Source organism: Nonomuraea helvata (assembly GCF_039535785.1).
Lineage (GTDB): Bacteria > Actinomycetota > Actinomycetes > Streptosporangiales > Streptosporangiaceae > Nonomuraea > Nonomuraea helvata.
The window spans coordinates 832,485-850,497 of sequence record NZ_BAAAXV010000008.1 but is presented as its reverse complement, the minus strand read 5'-3'; the positions used below and the strand labels follow the sequence as shown (position 1 = coordinate 850,497).

The following is an 18,013-nucleotide window of genomic DNA, read 5'->3' as shown; positions in this document are numbered from 1 at the left end:
GCTTGTCAATAATATTGAGGATGGTAAACAAAAGAGCGGGACAATGTAGTTCACTGTCCGCATTCATCCGCTATCGTCCCAGTACAGAGCCATAGAGACGCGATCGGCCCGGCACATTTCGCAATTTCTCCCGGCCACCCGGAAAAACGGGCCGTTACGCTTTTCGCCGAAGGGGGATGAAGGACTCGTGATCGAAGGCGGGAGACGCGAAGGGCCTTATCTCTCGACGCCCGTCTTCGTCGCCGGGCTCGTCGTCTTCACCACGACGGTGACCGCGCTGGACATCCTCACGGGCACGGCGGTGCGGCTGTTCCCGCTGCTGATCTTCCTGCCCGCGATCGTCGCCGGGCTCGGCACGGTGCGGCAGACGGTCCTGGCGTCGCTGTGGGTGATCCTGGTGGTGGCCGGGCTCACCAGTTACCTGGGCGGCGAGCTGGACGACAAACTGCTGGCGGGCGGGTTCACCACCCTGTTCGGGGCGCTGGCCGTGCTCGGCTGCCGCTACCGCGTGCGGCGCGAGGAGGAGGTGCGCCGGCTGCGATCGGCGGCGTCCGCCCTGCAGCGGCTGATCGTGCGCCCGCTGCCGCTGCGCACCGCCGACGTGGTCGTCGACGGCCTCTACCAGCCGGTGGAGGAGGAGCCGATGGTGGGCGGCGACATGTACGAGGTGGCCGTCTCCCAGCACGGCACCCGCGTGCTCATCGCCGACGTGCAGGGCAAGGGACTGCCCGCGATCGGGACCGCGCTGGCGGTGCTGGGGTCGTTCAGGGAGGCCGCGTACCGCGAGGACACCCTGAACGGCGTCGTGGAGGCGCTGGAGAAGGCCGTGGTCAGGCAGAACACGTTCGCCGCCACCACCGGGGAGCCGGAGCGCCTGGTCACCGCCCTCGTGCTCGACATCGGCCCGGGACTGGGCGTCGAAGCGGTCAACTGCGGGCACATCGTCCCGTACATGATCCACTACGGCGTCGCGCGGCAGGTGTGCCTAGGGGAGCCGTCCGTGCCGCTCGGCGTGGCGGCGCTGACCACCGAGCCGCGGACGAGCGCGCGGTTCGCGTTCCCGCCGGGCGCGACGCTGGTGCTGTGCACCGACGGCGTCACCGAGGCCCGCGACCCAGGAGGCGCCTTCTACCCGCTGGCCGAACGCCTGCGCGCGTGGGCGCCCGACCCGCCCGACAGCCTCGCCCATGTGCTGGGCGCCGACGTGCGCGCCTTCACCAGGACGGACCCGCGCGACGACATCGCGATCGTCACCCTGCGCAGGCGGCGGGCGCGCGACGACCGGCCGCGGGGCGCCCGTACACCATCATGAACCGGCCACTCCGACGACGCGTACCTACACACATCCGGACATGTTCCATGGAGGTGTCGTGGAGCTCAGCCTCTTGCGGGCACAGGCCCACAGCCCGTCGTTCTTTTCACTGATGCGCGCCTCGTCGGGAGAGCGCGCGCCGGTCGACTTCTGCGTTCCGTGCAACCCGTACTTCCCGACCCCGGAGATCTTCGATCATCTTGGGAGGAACCTGGAGACGATCCTCAAGTTCTATCCGAGCGACGCGGGCACGATCACCGAGGAGCTCTGCGCCACGCTGGGGCTCCACCCCAAGACGGTCGCCATGGGCAACGGATCGACCGAGCTGATCACCTGGATCGACCATCTGCTGGTGCGCGAGAGCCTCGCGGTGCCCATCCCCACCTTCGGCCGGTGGACCGACCAGCCGCTGGAGACGGGCAAGCGGGTGGACATGTACCCGTTGATGGAGAGCCGCAACTTCACGCTGGACGTGAGCGACTACGTGTCGTTCATCCGCATGCGCGGCTCCCGGGTGGCGGTGATCTGCAACCCCAACAACCCCGACGGGGGCTACCTGCCCAGGCACGAGGTCCTGCGCCTGCTCGACGAGCTGATCGACCTGGATCTGGTGATCGTGGACGAGTCGTTCGGCGACTTCGTGGACGCCGAGCCGTACCCGGGGCTGGCGGCGGAGGCGGCGGTCCGGCCGAACGTGATCGTGCTGCGCAGCCTGGGCAAGAACTTCGGCCTGCACGGCATCCGCTGCGGCTACATGGTCGCGAACCCGGCGCTGGCCGCCCGCGTGCGCGACGCGCTGCCCAAGTGGAACCTGAACTCGTTCGCCGAGGTCGTGGTGTTCATGATGCGGCAGTTCATGCCCGAGTACCAGGACAGCCTCAAGCGGGTGAGCCACGACAGGCGGGCGATGTTCAAGCAGCTCAGCACCATGCCGGGGCTGTCGGTGTTCGCCTCGCAGGGCAACTTCCTGCTGATCAGGCTGCCGCCCGGGTACGACGGGGTGCCGCTCCGCGACCATCTGCTCAGCGAGCACGGCGTGTACGTCCGCGAGTGCGGCAACAAGCTGGGCACGACGAGCCGGTTCATCCGCCTGGTCGTGCGGCCGCAGGACGACGTGCGGCGGCTGCTCATCGGCATGACGCAGTTCCTGTACTCGGGCAGCCTCCACGAGGTCCCCGTGATCGGGCTGCACCACCGGCACGTCAACCCGCTGTCGGCCTAGGAGTCGTATAGCGTACGGTACAATGTACGGAACCCATGGAATGTCCGAGACGCGCTGTAGGCTGTCCCGGCTTTCCCCCGTACGGCATGAACATCAGACGATGGAAGGGTTCCGTGGCCGTCTCCAGCCGCCAGTCCAGCACCGCTCAGCACCGTGATCACAGCGCCGCCGACAGCCACGACCTCATCCAGGTCCGCGGCGCCAGGGAGAACAACCTCAAGGGCGTCTCACTCGACCTCCCCAAGCGCCGCCTCAGCGTCTTCACCGGCGTGTCCGGCTCCGGCAAGTCCTCGCTCGTCTTCGACACGATCGCCGCGGAGTCGCGGCGGCTGATCGACGAGACGTACACCGCGTTCATCCAGTCGTTCATGCCGAGCCTGGCCCGCCCCGACGTGGACGCGCTGCACAACCTCAGCGCGGCGATCATCGTCGACCAGGAGCGGATGGGCGCCAACCCCCGCTCGACGGTGGGCACCGCCACCGACGCGCACACCATGCTACGGCTCCTGTTCAGCCGGATCGGCGAGCCCTACGTCGGCCCCGCCTACGCCTTCAGCTTCAACCGGGCCGAGGGCATGTGCCCGCAGTGCGAGGGGCTGGGCAAGGCGTCGGAGATCGACGTGGACGCGCTGGTCGACAGGGAGCTGTCGCTGAACGAAGGGGCGATCAAGGTCCCCGGCTTCCCGGTGGACAGCTGGCAGTGGCAGGTCCTGGCCAACTCCGGCCTGTACGACCCCGCTGTCAAGCTGAAGGACTTCACCCCCGAGCAGTGGGAGGACTTCCTTCACAAGCCGCCCGTCAAGCTCAAGTACGGCACCAACAACTTCACCTACGAGGGGCTGGCCAGCAAGGTCAGGCGGACCTACCTCGGCAAGGACCTGGAGTCGATGCAGCCGGGGGGCGCGGGCGTTCGCCGAGCGGGCGATCAAGCTGACCGTCTGCCCCTCCTGCGGCGGCTCCCGGGTCAACGAGGCCGCCCGCTCGGCCAGGATCGACGGGCTGAACATCGCCGAGTGCGCGGCCATGCAGATCAACGACCTGTCCGGCTTCATCCGCGGCATCGGCAACGCCGCGGTCGGCCCGGTGCTGGACGGGCTGCACTCGACGCTGGACTCGCTGGTGGAGATCGGTCTCGGCTACCTGAGCCTGGACCGTGAGTCCGGCACGCTGTCGGGCGGCGAGGCGCAGCGGGTGAAGATGGTGCGGCATCTCAACTCCAGCCTCACCGACGTCACCTACGTCTTCGACGAGCCGACGGCCGGGCTGCACCCACACGACATCCAGCGGATGAACACCCTGCTGCTCCAGCTCCGCGACAAGGGCAACACGGTGCTCGTGGTCGAGCACAAGCCGGAGCTGATCGAGATCGCCGACCACGTGGTCGACCTGGGCCCGGGTGCGGGCACGGCCGGCGGGAGCATCTGCTACGCGGGCGACCTCGACGGGCTGCGCGCCTCCGGCACGCTCACCGGCCGCTATCTCGACCACCGGGTGAGCCTGCGGGACCGCTTCCGCGAGCCGGCCGGGCACCTGTCGATCGAGGGCGCCACCCTGCACAACCTGCGCGACGTGAGCGTGGACATCCCGCTCGGCGTGCTCACCGTGGTCACCGGCGTGGCCGGGTCGGGCAAGAGCTCGCTGATCCACGGCTACGTCGCGGGCCGCGAGGGCGTGGTCATGGCCGACCAGTCGCCGATCCGCGGCTCGCGCAGGAGCAACCCGGCCACCTACACCGGGCTGCTCGACCCGGTCCGCGCGGCGTTCGCCAAGGCCAACGGGGTCAAGCCGGGCCTGTTCAGCGCCAACTCCGAGGGCGCCTGCCCGGCCTGCAAGGGCATCGGCCTGATCTACACGGACCTGGCGATGATGGCCGGCGTGGCGTCGGTGTGCGAGGAGTGCGAGGGCAAGCGGTTCACGCCGAAGGTGCTGACGTACACGCTGCGCGGCAAGAACATCAGCGAGGTGCTCGCCATGCCGGTGGCCGAGGCCCGCGACTTCTTCACCGAACGGCAGGCCCGCACGATCCTCGACCGCATGGTCGCGGTCGGCCTCGGCTACCTGGGCCTGGGCCAGCCGCTCACCACGCTGTCGGGCGGCGAGCGGCAGCGGCTCAAGCTCGCCATCCACATGGCCAAGAACGGCACCACGTACGTGCTGGACGAGCCCACCACGGGCCTGCACCTGGCGGATGTGGACCAGCTCCTGGCGCTGCTCGACCGCCTGGTGGACGACGGCAACACGGTCATCGTGATCGAGCACCACCAGGCCGTCATGGCCCACGCCGACTGGATCATCGACCTGGGCCCGGGAGCCGGTCACGACGGCGGCCAGGTGGTCTTCTCCGGCACCCCCGGCGAGCTGGTCGCCACCGGCACCTCGCTCACGGCGATCCACCTGCGCGACTACGTGGCCAAGTCCTGACACCGTCCGGTCTCGCGCGCGGGGCTCCTCGTGCGAGACCGGAACCGCACCCCGCCGTTCCACCGGCCGGTTCCGCTCACCACGAGGGCGCGGCCGCCCAGGAACGGCGGGCGGTCTCAGACGGCCAGGCGGGCCAGGACGCGGGCGAACTCCGGCGGAGGCGCCACCACGAGCCGGGTCTGGCCGTCCTGCGCGACGATGTCGGCCCTGATGTGCGTCAGCCGCTGCCCGTGCCACCAGTACACCTGGGAGCTGAGCCCGTCCGTGCGTGCCGCGTGCACCCGCAACCGCTCGATCGCCCGTACCACCCCGATCCCGTCCACCGGGTGCACGAGGAGCGTGTACGGGTCGGGCAGCACCACGAGCACCCCGTCGGAGGGGACCGGCAGGTACTCGCCCAGCCACCGCAGATGGGTGGCGGCCGACGGCGTCATGGCGGTCAGCCGGGTCACCGGCGTGCCCGACAGCTCGATGGACTCGACCTCCAGCCGCTCCTCGCGGCGGACGTTCGCGACGGCCAGCTCGAGCGCCTGCGCGGTGGGCACGGGCCAGCACCCGGCCTGCTCGGGCCGTACGGCGCGCGAGCCCACGAAGAGCAGCTCCACCAGGTCGGCGTTGAGGTGGCGGCCCACCACGCGGGTCAGGTCGGCCACCTCGTCCACGGCCTCCACGCGGGTCCGGATCAGCGACCCGGCCTGCTCGAGGTCGCAGACGTCCAGCCGCTCCCCCGCCGTGGCCACGGCGTGCGACAGGTGCTCGGAGACCAGCGTGGGCCAGTCCTCCCTGGCCCGGCGCCCGGCCTCACGGCGCAGCCCCGTGAGCCTGACCACCAGCTCCATACCGCCACGGAGCGTCACGGAGCCGCCGTCAGGGGCGAACTCGAAGGAGAACCCGAGGGACTCGGCGACGAGCGCGAGCAGCGAGTCGAGATCGACGTCCTCGACCGGCCGGCGTGAGGGCTCTCGGTGTCGCCTGAACAAGCTCACGCGCCATGTCCCTTTCTGTCGGATTCGTCCCTTCTACCTTGCCTGCTCCCCATCACCGACAATGGCAGCTAGGGAGCACGATTCGGTATCGATAACCCCAAGTCTCCCCAGCCACACGCTCATCTGCGGTGACCCGTGCCCCACCGGAAGTCCCGCGAGGACGGGGACTCCGAGCCCGCAGAGCCGGTCCTCGAGCACCGGGTACGGGTCGCCGCAGTCGACCCACGAGCCGAGCGCGATCCCGCGCACCCCGTCGAGCGCCCCCGACTGCAGGAGCTGGGTGAGCATCCGGTCGATCCGGTACGGCTCCTCCCCGATGTCCTCCAGGAACGCGAGCTTGCCCGCGAACGACGGCTGCCACCGCGTGCCGCACATCGAGGCCAGCAGCGACAGGTTCCCCCCGGCCAGCACGCCCTCGGCCCGCCCCTGGACCAGCGCCCGCTCGCCCCGGACCGGCTCCTGCGCGCCGAACAGCGCCGCCTGCAGGCTCTGCCAGCTACGCGGCTCGGGCCCCTTCTCGCCGGCCACGATGTCGCAGGCCGGCATCGGCCCGTGCAACGTGGAGACGCCCAGCTCGGCGGCGAACGCGTTGTGCAGCGCTGTGATGTCGCTCGACCCGAGGAGGACCTTGGGCCCCGCCGCCCGCATGGCGTCCCAGTCGAGCAGGTCCAGGAGCCGGGCGGCGCCGTACCCGCCCCTGCAGCAGAACACCGCGGAGACGGCGGGGTCGCACCAGGCGGTCTGCAGGTCGGCGGCCCTGGCGGCGTCGTCGCCCGCCAGGTAGTCGAGCCGCTGGCGGTCGAGCGCGTGCGCGCCGACCACGACCTTCAGCCCGAGGCCCTCCAGGTGCTCGACGCCGCGCGTGAGCAGCGCCGCGTTGGGCGGGCCCGACGGCGAGACGACCGCGACGGTGTCACCGCGTCGCATCGATCAACTCCTCGATTGGCTCGTTCGCGTGGAAACGATTGGCTCATCCACGTGGAAAACGGTGTCACACTTGTGCTCCAGTATGCGACTTCCGCCCCACATACTCGTGGTCAACGGCATCAAGGTCCGCCGGCCGGTCTTCCTGGTCGGAGCGCCGCACTCCGGCACGGACCTGCTCGCCCGCGCCCTGAAAAGATCCCCCGGCTTCCACGTGACGATGGGCCGCGCGAGCGTGGCGCACGTGGTGTACGCCTTCGCCCGCAAGCCGTCCATCGGCCAGACCTCCGGCGCCGTACGCGTCATGCGCGACGCGCTCGCCGAGTCGTGGCAGGTGCTGCCCGGATCCTGCGGCTGGTGCGCCGAGCCGTGCAGGGACGCGGGCGGCGTCACCGGGACCGGCCCCTGCGTGTCCACGAGCGAGGTCACCAGGTTCGGGGACGGCAGCCCCGACCTGCTCTACAGCGCTCCCGTGCTGCTCCAGGCCTTCCCCGACGCGCGGTTCGTGCAGCTCATCCGCGACGGCAGGGACGTGGTGGCGGGCATGCTCGCCGATCCGGCGTGCCTGGCCTGGTTCAAGCCGGCGATGCTGTCGGAGCAGACCGAGTTCCCCAACGCGTTCCTCGGCGTCAACAAGGACGAGCACCTCGAGCGGTGGAAGGGCATGCCGGCGGCGGGCAAGAGCGCGCTGCGCTGGCGCAGCGCCGTCCGCCTGAGCGCCGAGCTGCGCAGGACGCTGCCCGAGGAGCAGCTCCTGACGCTGCGCTACGAGGAACTGCTGGAGAAGCCGGCGCAGTCGGTGGCCACGCTGGCGGAGTTCCTGGAGACGCGGGTGTCCAAGGTCGTCCTGTACGACACCGCCGTCCCCAAGGTCGGCGCCTGGCGCACCAAGCTCAGATCAGCCGACCTGGAGCTCGTGGAGAAGGTGGCCAGGGAGGAGCTCAAGCGCCTGGGCTACCTGAAGAGGTGAACTGGGTGCGGTAGAGCTCGGCGTAGAGGCCGCCGCGGGCCAGCAGCTCCTCGTGGCGCCCGCGCTCGGCGATGCGGCCCTCGTGGATCACGAGGATCTCGTCGGCCTCCCTGATCGTGGAGAGCCGGTGCGCGATCACCAGCGAGGTGCGGCCCTCCAGCGCGGTCTTCAGCGCCACCTGCACGGCCGCCTCCGACTCCGAGTCGAGGTGGGCGGTGGCCTCGTCGAGCACGACCACGCGGGGCGCCTTGAGCAGCAGTCTGGCCAGGGCGAGGCGCTGCTTCTCGCCTCCGGACAGCCGGTAGCCGCGGTCGCCGACGACCGTCTCGAGCCGGTCGGGCAGGCCCTCGATGAGGTCGCCGATCTGCGCGGCCCTGAGAGCCTCCCAGATCTCCTCGTCGCTCGCCTCCGGCCTGGCATAACGGAGGTTGGCTCCGATCGTGTCATGGAAGAGATGAGCGTCCTGCATGACCACTCCGACGGTGTCGCGCAGGGAGGCGAGGGTGGCGTCGCGCACGTCGAGCCCGTTGAGCCGGACCGCGCCCTCGTTGACGTCGTACAGGCGGGACACCAGTGACGTGATGGTCGTCTTGCCCGCGCCCGAGTGGCCGACCAGGGCGACGAGCCGCCCCGGCTCGGCGGTGAACGAGATGCCCTTGAGGACGGGGTACGACGGGCCGGTGTCCTGCCTGGCCACCGACTCCAGAGAGGCCAGCGAGACCTCCTCGGCGGCCGGGTAGCGGAAGCGCACGTCGTCGAACTCGATGGTCACGGGCCCGTCGGGAACGGCGGTCGCGCCGGGCCTCTCCGCCACCATGGGCTTGAGGTCGAGGATCTCGAAGACCCGGTCGAAGCTCACGAGGGCGGTCATCACGTCGACGTGCACGTTGGACAGGGACGTGAGCGGGCCGTACAGGCGCATCAGGAGCGCGGCCAGGGCCACCAGCGTGCCCAGCTCGAAGACGCCGGAGACCGACAGCACGCCGCCGATGCCGTACACGAGGGCCGTGGCGAGCGCGGCGACGAGCCCGAGCGCGACCCTGAACACCGTGCCGTACATGCCGACCGTCACGCCCACGTCGCGCACCCTGGCGGCCCGGTGGCCGAACACCTCGGCGTCGTCCTCCGGGCGGCCGTAGAGCTTGGCGACCATCGCGCCGGCCACGTTGAACCGCTCGGTGGTGACCGAGCTCATCTCGGCGTCGAGCTGCATCTGCTCGCGGGTCAGCGCCGACATGCGCCGCCCGACGAACTTCGCGGGCACGATGAAGATCGGCAGCAGCACCAGCGCCACCAGCGTCACCTGCCACGACAGCGCCAGCATCGCGCCCAGCACGAGCACCAGGCTGACCACGTTGGAGACCACGGACGACAGGGTGCTCGTCAGCGCCCGCTGCGCGCCGATCACGTCGGTGTTGAGCCTGCTGACCAGCGCGCCGGTCTGGGCCCGCATGAAGAACGCCACCGGCATGCGCTGCACGTGGTCGAACACCTCGGTGCGCAGGTCGTAGATCAGGCCCTCGCCGATGCGCGCGGAGAACCACCGCTGCACCAGCGTCAGCCCGGCGTCCACCAGGGCCAGAGCGCCGATCGTCACGGCCAGGCCGACCACGACGCCCGGCCGCCTGGCCAGGATGCCGTCGTCGATGATCGCCTTCATCAGCAGCGGGTTGGCGATCACGATCACCGCGCCGGCCACGACGAGCAGCAGGAACGCGGCGATGTGCGTGCGGTGCGGCTTGGCGTAGCGCATGATGCGGCGGACCGTGCCGGGCCGCAGCCGCTGCTTGGCCACCGAGCCGTCGCGCCGCAGGGACGCCATCATGTGGGGACCGAAGCCCCCTCCCATCATCGTCATTCGGGGGATCCTTCCTCCTCCCCCGGACTCAGCGCCGCCGTCGCGCCTGGCGATTCCCCCGTCCGCTCACCGCGAAACCCGCCCCTGGCCCACACAACGGACCCCACGCCACAAAGGCGGCAAACCCTCCGGCCCTCTTACCCCGTCAGGGACGGAAGCCACGCGACCGCCCCCGCCCCCGAGGAGGGACACGTGCCTGCGTCGACCGGGTCAGCCGAAGATGGCTTTGATGCGGGCCGCCTGTTCGAGCCCCTCGACGACGCTCTGCTCCTCCAGGGTGCGGCCCTGCGCCCCCTGGAGGAGTCGCTTCGTCGCGACCGCCGCGTCCCGGTTCACGGCTAGCAGCTGCGCGACCTTGTCTCGTACCGCTTGATGCAGGTCGCCCCCGGCGACCACTTGCTCGGCGAGGCCGATGCGCATGGCCTCGTCCGCGTGCACGGTCCTGGCGGTCAGGCAGATGTCGATCGCCTTGGCCAGGCCCACCAGCTCGACCAGGGGCTTGGTCCCCGTCAGGTCGGGCACCAGGCCCAGTGCGGGCTCCTTCATGCAGAAGGAGACATCGTCGGCCACGATCCGCAGATCACAGGAGAGCGCGAGCTGGAACCCCGCACCGATCGCGTGCCCCTGCACTGCGGCGATGGAAACGATCTCCGGGCGGCGCAGCCACAGGAATCCCGCCTGTGCCTGCCGGATGCGCTGCTCGAAGGTTGCGTCGTCGCTCTTGGCCGCCGAGCTGAACGAGCCCTGTCCGGGCACCCCCTCAGATGTGAACATTCGCAGGTCGATCCCTGCCGAGAAGGACGGTCCCTCACCTTTCACGACGACTACGCGCACCTGCTCGGGCAGGCTCTCGCCGATCCGAGCCAGCGCCGACCATGTCGCGAACGTCTGAGCGTTGCGCTTTTCCGGCCGGTCCAGCGTGATCGTCGCTATCTCACCGTCCACCTCGAAGCGGACTCCGCCCTCCGCCGCAACGGAGACCTCATCCGCATACCCCCCGCGCTGCCGCGCCTGCGCTCCCGCCATCGCCCGCTCCCTTCAGTCCTGGTCGCGCAAGGAGTGCGCGCCCAGTGGGCTGACCGTCGCGCCCGAGCCTACAGAATATCGTTCTGGCCCGGGCGCGACGGATGGCTGACTAGGGACGGGCGGCTGCGGTCGCACGTTCCGAGGCGGCCGTCAGCGCTTGGACTTGCCTCGGGTCGCCCCGCCGCGCCCGCGCAGAGTCACGCCGGACTCGCTCAGGATGCGGTGGATGAACCCGTAAGACCGACCGGTAGAAGCGGCCAGGGCGCGGATGCTCTCGCCCGCGGCGTAGCGCTTCTTGAGATCGCCGGCCAGTTTTTCCCGGTCGGCCCCGGTGACCCGGGTGCCCTTCTTCAGTGTCTCGGCCACGAGTACCTCCTGTAGTGCCGGACTTCCGCAGCGTTACTCCGCCATGATCAGTCATTTCAGCGGGATCGGCTACCTACTCCACGGGAAAAGATCCGTACCCACTCAAATTAAGATCAGGCAAGTGCCACAAGATCGGAAAATTCGTCGCTCCATGCGTCTTCAGTTCCGTCAGGTAGCAAGATCACCCTATCCGGTGACAGGGCGTCAACGGCACCCTCGTCATGTGTGACTAGGACGATTGCTCCTGAATACGACCTCAGAGCATTGAGAACCTGCTCGCGACTGACCGGATCGAGGTTGTTCGTGGGCTCGTCGAGAAGGAGGACATTGGCGCTCGAGAGCACCAGGATCGCCAGCGCCAGCCGGGTCTTCTCGCCACCCGACAGCACTCCGGCGGGCTTGTCGACGTCGTCGCCCGTGAACAGGAACGAGCCGAGCACCTTGCGCAGCTCGGTGTCGGTGAACTGGCCGCCGGCCGACTGCATGTTCTCCAGGAGAGTGCGGTTCGGGTCGAGGGTCTCGTGCTCCTGGGCGTAGTAGCCGATCTTGAGGCCGTGGCCGGGGCGGATCTCGCCCGTGTCGGGCGTCTCGATGCCGCCGAGCAGGCGCAGCAGCGTGGTCTTGCCGGCGCCGTTCAGGCCCAGGATGACGACCCGGTGACCTCGGTCGATGGCCACGCTGACGTCGGTGAAGACCTCCAGCGAGCCGTACGACTTGGACAGATCCTCGGCCGTGAGCGGGGTGCGCCCGCACGGCTGCGGCTCGGGGAAGCGCAGCCTGGCCACTTTGTCGCTCACACGCTCTTCCTCGGTGCCCGACAGCAACCGGTGCGCACGCCGCATCATGTCCTGGGCGGCCTTGGCCTTGGTGGCCTTGGCCCGCATCTTGTCGGCCTGCGCGAGCAGCGCACCCGCCTGTTTCTCGGCGTTGGCGCGCTCGCGCTTCCTGCGCTTCTCGTCGGTCTCGCGCTGGGCGAGGTACGCCTTCCAGCCGACGTTGTAGTGATCGATCACCGATCGGTTGGCGTCCAGGTGCAGGACCTTGTTGACCGTCGCTTCAAGAAGACCGACGTCGTGGCTGATGATCACCAACCCACCTTGATGGGATCGCAAAAAATCACGAAGCCACCCGATTGAGTCGGCATCTAGGTGGTTTGTCGGCTCGTCGAGAAGGAGAGTTTCCGCCCCGCTGAAAAGAATTCGCGCCAATTCCACGCGCCTGCGCTGGCCCCCGGAAAGCGTTTGCAACGGCTGCGACAGCACGCGGTCCGGCAGCCCGAGACTGGAGGCGATGGAGGCCGCCTCGGACTCGGCCGCGTATCCGCCCAGGACGTGCATCTGGTCCTCGAGCCTGCCGTACTGCCTGACCGCCTTCTCCCGGGTGCGGTCGTCGGCGGAGGACATGCCGAGCTCGGCCTGACGCAGCTTGCGCAGCACCTCGTCCAGGCCGCGCGCCGACAGGATGCGGTCGCGGGCGAGCACCTCCAGGTCACCGGTGCGCGGGTCCTGAGGGAGGTAGCCCACGTTGCCGGTGGTGGTGACGGTGCCCGCGGCCGGCAGGCCCTCGCCCGCCAGCACCTTGGTCAAGGTCGTCTTGCCGGCGCCGTTGCGGCCGACGAGCCCGATCTTGTCGCCCGGATTGACCCGGAACGAGGCTTTCTCGATGAGCAGCCGCGCACCTGCGCGCAGCTCGATGTCACTGGCGATGATCATATTGGCGGAACACTCCCGAGCTAGGAAAACGGAGGATTGGGGCGTGCGACGCCAGATCAATCGGGAGTATGCATAGACATCAGTGTAGGGCCCCGGCCGGGAGCCCCACCTCTGGTTACCGCCCTGCCAGGTGCTTGCCGATCAGGGCCAGGTTGTGGATGGCGGCCAGGCCGTACTGGCTGGCGTCGTTCGTGCTCACGAACGGCGCCTCCCGCACGGGAGAGAGCACGTGCGGCCCGTCCACCGGGGTCAGGCGCCAGTCCTTCTGCCGTTGCAACCCGTTGCGGTTGAGCTGGTCGCCCTCGTCCACGGAGAACTTCCGCCACGCCCAGGCCGCCAGCTCGGCGTCCCCGGTGCGGGCGGCCGCGTACGCGGTGAGCCTGCTGTGCGCCTGGATCAGCGAGATCCCGCTCAGCCGCTCCCCCACCTCAGCCTCCTGCAGCTCGGGTGTCGCGAGGTAGAGCCGGCAGTACTGCAGCCACGCCTGCTCGAACCCCGGCACGTCCAGGTCGAGCGCGATCAGCTCGGCGCACATCTCCGGCAGCCCGAACAGCGAAGACAGGTGCGAGACGGAGATCTTGTCGCGCGAGGTGTCGAACCGTCCGGTCGCCAGGTCGAGCCGGGCCTCGCCGGTCAGGAAGCCGTGCGGCAGCGCCCCGATGTCGGCCATCGTGCCCAGCAACCGGTCTCTGGCCCGCTCGTCGCCGTGCCGCTCCCAGCGCGTCAGCCACGCGGCGGCCAGCGACCCCCAGTCCGTCCCGAGGCCGACCGACAGCGCCGACGGGTCCGGGGTGTAGACGTCCTCGCGTACCTTGCGCGTGGGGTCGATCACCACGAACGTCTCCTCGGGCGTGCTCAGCTCGTCCAGCAGGTCGCCCGTGCGCTCGTCGGCCGTCAGGTAGTAGTAGAACCGGCGGTAGGCGGCGTTGGAGATGCGCAGCTGCTTGCAGCTGCACCCCCAGTGCTGCACGTTGTGCCTGGTGCCCAGGCCCTTCCACCTGCCGGCGTGGTAGACGTCGACCTCGCCGGTGTGGCGGGTCATCGACTCGGCGAAGCGGAAGACGTCCGATCGTCCCGTGCGCAGATACTGCAGCCACAGCCACAGGTCGGGCGAGAGCTCGGAGTTGTCCCAGGCGTAGCCGCCCACGTCGTAGCGCCAGGTGTGGCGGTCCGGGTCGTAGGTGTGCATCACGTCGCCGTAGTCCCAGAAGCCGTACCACCTGCGCTGCTCGCGTTCGCGCACGTACAGGTCGAACAGGAAGTCCAGGCGGTCCTCGATCTCGGCGTGCGCGGGCGTGGAGCGGTCGGGCAGCTCCCACACGCCGAACACGCCGGCCTCGCGCATGCGCGAGGGGCTGACAGCCAGCAGTCCCGGCCGGTCCATCGCGGCCGCGTGCTCCGCGATGGCCCGCGACGCCGGCGTGGCGTCGTGGGCGCGCAGGGTCAGCTCGTGCGTGCGGGCCACGCCGTGGGCGTCGCCGAAGCCGGGCTCGTAGTCCTCGTACGTGACCTCCAGGCCCTCGAGCTGCTCGGCGAACGTGTCCTGGCCCATGCCGTCGTGGTAGAAGCGCACGTCCATGGCCGGCGCGGACGGCGACCACATCCAGACGGTCACGGTGGCCAGGTCGGTGGCCGCGTTCCTGATGTCGAGGCGGGTGGGGTGCAGGCGCCAGAAGTCGCGCAGTCCGAAGCCGAGGCCGCCGCTGACACCGCCGACGTAGCCGTACCCGGCCGAGCGGGTCCCCGAGGGGATCGTCACCCAGGCGTGGCCCGGCGCGGTGCGCTTGCGCAGCGTGAAGCCGTCGGCGGAGCTCTGGTCGAGCGTGTAGTCGTTCCAGGCGGGGATGAGGTGCAGGCGGCCGGCCACCTCGGGGTCGATCTCGCCGGCCGGCCGGCCCTCGACCTGTGCCCGGCGTGCGGGCTCGCCGGGGTCGCGGCGCAGCCCGGTCAGGCCGCGTACGGCCTCGGTGAGGAAGCCGCCGCTGCCGGCCAGGCGTACGTGCCGGTCGTGGAGGTCGTCGCGCATGACCACGTCGGCGCGGAGCCCGAGCCCGGCCAGGAAGTCGCGCTCGGGGTCGCCGTCCCAGACGAACGTGTGCATGATCCGCACCTGTTCGGCGCCCGCGTGGAAGTACAGGCGCACGGTGAACGGCAGCCAGTCGCCGTGCCTGCCCTCCAGCCGGACCACGGCACGCAGCGGCCCGTCCTGCTCGACCGTGACCGCGGCGACCTGCCCGGTGCTCTCCGAGCGGGCGACCGCGCCGCCCTCGTCGGGGGTGGGCTCGCTCTGGCGGAGGCTGACCAGGCGGACGTCCCTCGCGATCTCGCGGCTCCCGCGCGAGATCGAGCGGGCCAGCGTGCCGCCGGACTCCTCGATCGCCCAGGTGACCACGCCGGTGCTCACGGTCAGCACCCCGCCCTCATGGGCCACGGTGACCGGGGTGGCCGCGGCGGCGGGCTCGCGTCCCGGCTCGACGCGGTACGAGTACGCGGCCGGCTGCGCGCCGATGGCGTGGGCCGACCACTTGACCGAGCCGTCCGGCCAGGTGGCGGTCACCCAGCTCTGCACGGGCACCTCGCGCCCGTCCGCGTCGGCCAGCGCGAACGGCGCGTCCCGCTCGACCGTGCCGCGCGGCCACGGGACCCCCCAGGTCACCCCCTGCTCGCCCGGTCGGTCCAGCCAGCGGAGTGCGGTCATCGGAGGATCTCCTTCAGTCGTTCGGCGACGATCGCGGCCACCTCGTCGGCGCCGCGGAAGCTGAAGTGGGTGTCGTCGGCCACCCCGTCGGGGTAGAGCGGATGCCGTCCCGGCGGGAAGTGCGTGAACAGCGCCTTGGAGCCGCCGGGGCCGAGCCGCTCGTACAGCTCGGTCGTGGCGGCGGTCAGGTCGATCAGCGGCACGCCCTCGGCGGCGGCCAGCGCGCGCACCCGGTCGGGACAGTCGCCGTGCGTGGGCACCAGCCGCTCCCCCTCGAACCTGCGCCGCTGCACCGGCGTGCACAGCACCGCCAGCGCCCCCGCCCCGCGCGCCTCCTCGACGAAGGCGCGCAGGTTCTCCTGGTACGGGATCGCGGGATCCTTCTGGTCGTTGTGCCCGAACTGGATCACGACCGTGTCTCCGGGCACGACCTCGAGCATCAGCGCCGCCCACAGCCCCTCGGCCCGGTGGCTGGCCGTGGTGGCGCCGCCCTTGGCGAGGTTGCGCACGGGCACGCCCACGTACGGGCCGAGCTGGGCTCCCCACCCGGACATGGGCGCCTCCCAGGCCGGGCACGAGGCGACCGTCGAGTCACCGGCCAGCAGGATGGCGCGGGTCACTCCTTGACGCCCCCGATCAGCACGCCCTTGGTGAAGTGCTTCTGCAGGAACGGGTAGAAGAACAGGATCGGCAGCGTCGCGATCACCACGACGGCGAACTTCAGCCCCTGCTCCGGCGGCACGAACGTCCTGTCCATGTTCGCCAGCGCGTCAGCCTGATCGGCGCTGGTCAGCTGCCGTACCAGGATCTGCAGCGTCCACTTGCTGGGGTCGCTGATGTACAGCAGCGGCGACATGTAGTCGTTCCAGATGCTCACCGCGTAGAACAGCGCGAAGGTCGCGATGATCGGTTTCGACAGCGGCAGGACGATCTTGAAGAAGACGCCCATCTCGTTGCAGCCGTCGATGCGCGCCGCCTCCTCCAGTGCCTGCGGCAGCTCCTGGAAGAAGCTCTTCACGATGATCAGATAGAAGGGATTGATCGCCAGCGGCAGGATCAGCGCCCAGTAGCTGTCCAGCAGCCCCATGTCGCGCACCACCAGGTAGGTGGGGATCATGCCGCCGGAGAAGACCAGCGTGAAGATCACCAGGTTGAGCACCAGCGTCCGGCCCGGCAGGTACCGCTTGGCCAACGGATACGCCATGGTGAACGTCAGCACCAGCTGCACCACCGTGCCGACCGCCGTCACGACGATGGTCGTGAGCAGCGCGCGGACGAAGGTGGGGGTGGAGAAGATGAACTTGTACGTGTCCGTGACGAACTTCTCCGGCCACAGGAAGAACGGCCGCGCGGCGATCTCCGACTCGCTCGCGAAGGACCCTGCCAGCACGTACAGCAGCGGCAGCACCGTGATCAGCGCCAGGCCGACGAGTACGGCGACGTTGATCACGTCGAACACCCGGCTGCCCACGGTGCTGTATTCGGTGTTCAGCTTCTTGTGCTTCATGCTGTTCATATCCAGGGCCCCCTAGAGCAGTCCACGCTGGCCGAGGCGCTTGGCCAGCCAGTTGGAGCCGAAGATCAGGATGCAGCCGACGACGCCCTTGAAGAGGCCGACGGCGGTGGAGTAGCTGATAGCGCCCTGGGTGATGCCGGTGTAGTAGACGTAGGTGTCGAACACGTCGGCCACCGAGCGGTTCAGCGAGGTGGTCATGAGCCAGATCTGCTCGAAGCCCGTGTCGAGCAGGTTGCCCGAAGTGAGGATGGCCATGACGACGATCGTGGGGCGGATGGCCGGCAGCGTGACGTGCCAGAGCTGGCGGAAGCGGCTGGCGCCGTCCATGCGTGCCGCCTCGTACAGCTGCGGGTCCACACCCGCCAGCGCGGCGAGGTAGATGATCGTGCCCCAGCCGGTCAGCTTCCACAACTGCTGCAGGATGATCAGCGGCCGGAACCACTCCTCCTGCGCGATGTAGTCGATCTTCGCGGTGTCGCCGAGTATGTCGCGGATCCATCCGGCGAGCACCCCGTAGTCCGCGGAGAACAGCAGATATGTCAGGGACGCGACGATCGTCCAGGACAGGAAGTGCGGGATGTACATCACCGACTGGACCGAACGCTTGAGCACGTTGATCCGCAGCTCGTTCAGCAGCAGCGCGACGACGATCGGCGCGGGGAAGATGAAGACCACGGTCAGGAGCGCCAGGAACAGCGTGTTGAACATCAGCCGGCCGAAGTCCGGCCCGGTGAACAGGTCCTGGAAGTGCTGGAAGCCGACCCAGGGGCTGCCGGAGTAGCCGAGGAACGGCAGGAAGTCCTGGAAGGCGATGGTGATGCCGTACATCGGCAGGTACTTGAAGAGCGCGAAATAGACGACACCCGGGATGAGCATCAAGTAGAGCCAGCGGTAGCGCGCCAGGGACGCGCCCAATCCCGGCCTCCGGCGTCGGCCGGGCTTGCTCGCCGCCCTCGCGGGAGGCGGCGCCAGGTCGGTGGCCACAGCGGCCTCCTTTCATGT

The 18,013-nt window shown here is 69.6% G+C and carries 13 protein-coding genes and 1 pseudogene; 4 read left to right on the top strand and 10 right to left on the bottom strand.

Annotated features, from left to right (window positions below):
* Window positions 1-187: 187 nt before the first annotated feature.
* The 3 genes and pseudogenes from ABD830_RS31430 to ABD830_RS31420 all read left to right on the top strand — a co-directional run bounded on the left by ABD830_RS31430 (window position 188) and on the right by ABD830_RS31420 (window position 4,955).
* Window positions 188-1,312 (top strand): PP2C family protein-serine/threonine phosphatase, encoded by a 1,125-nt coding sequence (locus ABD830_RS31430; RefSeq protein ID WP_344995323.1) that lies wholly within the window; start codon window positions 188-190, stop codon window positions 1,310-1,312.
* Between the two features lie 58 nt (window positions 1,313-1,370).
* A complete protein-coding gene (locus ABD830_RS31425; protein WP_344995320.1) occupies window positions 1,371-2,534 on the top strand; it encodes a pyridoxal phosphate-dependent aminotransferase in 1,164 nt (387 codons plus the stop codon).
* 86 nt (window positions 2,535-2,620) lie between these two features.
* Window positions 2,621-4,955: pseudogene (locus ABD830_RS31420) on the top strand (ATP-binding cassette domain-containing protein).
* A gap of 116 nt (window positions 4,956-5,071) precedes the next feature.
* Here the strand turns inward: ABD830_RS31420 and ABD830_RS31415 are convergent.
* Window positions 5,072-5,941, bottom strand: a complete 870-nt coding sequence (locus ABD830_RS31415; protein ID WP_344995318.1) for a hypothetical protein — start codon at window positions 5,939-5,941, stop codon at window positions 5,072-5,074.
* Between the two features lie 33 nt (window positions 5,942-5,974).
* On the bottom strand, window positions 5,975-6,868 hold the full coding sequence (locus ABD830_RS31410; protein ID WP_344995315.1) for a S66 peptidase family protein: 894 nt from the start codon (window positions 6,866-6,868) through the stop codon (window positions 5,975-5,977).
* Between the two features lie 82 nt (window positions 6,869-6,950).
* On the opposite strand from ABD830_RS31410, the gene ABD830_RS31405 reads away from it, so the two are divergent.
* Window positions 6,951-7,835: a sulfotransferase family protein gene (locus ABD830_RS31405; RefSeq protein WP_344995313.1), complete on the top strand. Its 885-nt coding sequence runs from the start codon at window positions 6,951-6,953 to the stop codon at window positions 7,833-7,835.
* On the opposite strand, the gene ABD830_RS31400 is transcribed toward ABD830_RS31405, so the two are convergent.
* The 8 genes from ABD830_RS31400 to ABD830_RS31365 all read right to left on the bottom strand — a co-directional run bounded on the left by ABD830_RS31400 (window position 7,807) and on the right by ABD830_RS31365 (window position 17,995).
* Window positions 7,807-9,693 (bottom strand): ABC transporter ATP-binding protein, encoded by a 1,887-nt coding sequence (locus tag ABD830_RS31400; protein ID WP_344995310.1) that lies wholly within the window; start codon window positions 9,691-9,693, stop codon window positions 7,807-7,809. The two genes, ABD830_RS31405 and ABD830_RS31400, sit on opposite strands and share 29 nt — an antisense overlap.
* A gap of 210 nt (window positions 9,694-9,903) precedes the next feature.
* Complete coding sequence (locus ABD830_RS31395; RefSeq protein WP_344995307.1) at window positions 9,904-10,719, bottom strand: enoyl-CoA hydratase/isomerase family protein; 816 nt, start codon at window positions 10,717-10,719, stop codon at window positions 9,904-9,906.
* Between the two features lie 150 nt (window positions 10,720-10,869).
* Window positions 10,870-11,085, bottom strand: coding sequence for a helix-turn-helix domain-containing protein (locus ABD830_RS31390; protein WP_020547488.1), 216 nt, complete (start codon window positions 11,083-11,085; stop codon window positions 10,870-10,872).
* Window positions 11,086-11,198: 113 nt separating this feature from the next.
* Complete coding sequence (locus ABD830_RS31385; RefSeq protein ID WP_344996044.1) at window positions 11,199-12,797, bottom strand: ABC-F family ATP-binding cassette domain-containing protein; 1,599 nt, start codon at window positions 12,795-12,797, stop codon at window positions 11,199-11,201.
* Window positions 12,798-12,912: 115 nt separating this feature from the next.
* On the bottom strand, window positions 12,913-15,495 hold the full coding sequence (locus ABD830_RS31380) for an exo-rhamnogalacturonan lyase family protein (protein WP_344995304.1): 2,583 nt from the start codon (window positions 15,493-15,495) through the stop codon (window positions 12,913-12,915).
* Entirely contained in the window at window positions 15,492-16,115 is a 624-nt protein-coding gene (locus tag ABD830_RS31375; protein WP_344995301.1) for a rhamnogalacturonan acetylesterase, read from the bottom strand. Before ABD830_RS31375 ends, ABD830_RS31380 begins: the two co-directional genes overlap by 4 nt.
* Window positions 16,112-17,011: a carbohydrate ABC transporter permease gene (locus ABD830_RS31370; RefSeq protein ID WP_344995298.1), complete on the bottom strand. Its 900-nt coding sequence runs from the start codon at window positions 17,009-17,011 to the stop codon at window positions 16,112-16,114. The genes ABD830_RS31375 and ABD830_RS31370 overlap by 4 nt, the downstream gene beginning before the upstream one ends.
* Before the next feature lie 12 nt (window positions 17,012-17,023).
* Window positions 17,024-17,995, bottom strand: coding sequence for an ABC transporter permease (locus tag ABD830_RS31365; protein ID WP_344995295.1), 972 nt, complete (start codon window positions 17,993-17,995; stop codon window positions 17,024-17,026).
* Window positions 17,996-18,013 lie beyond the last annotated feature (18 nt).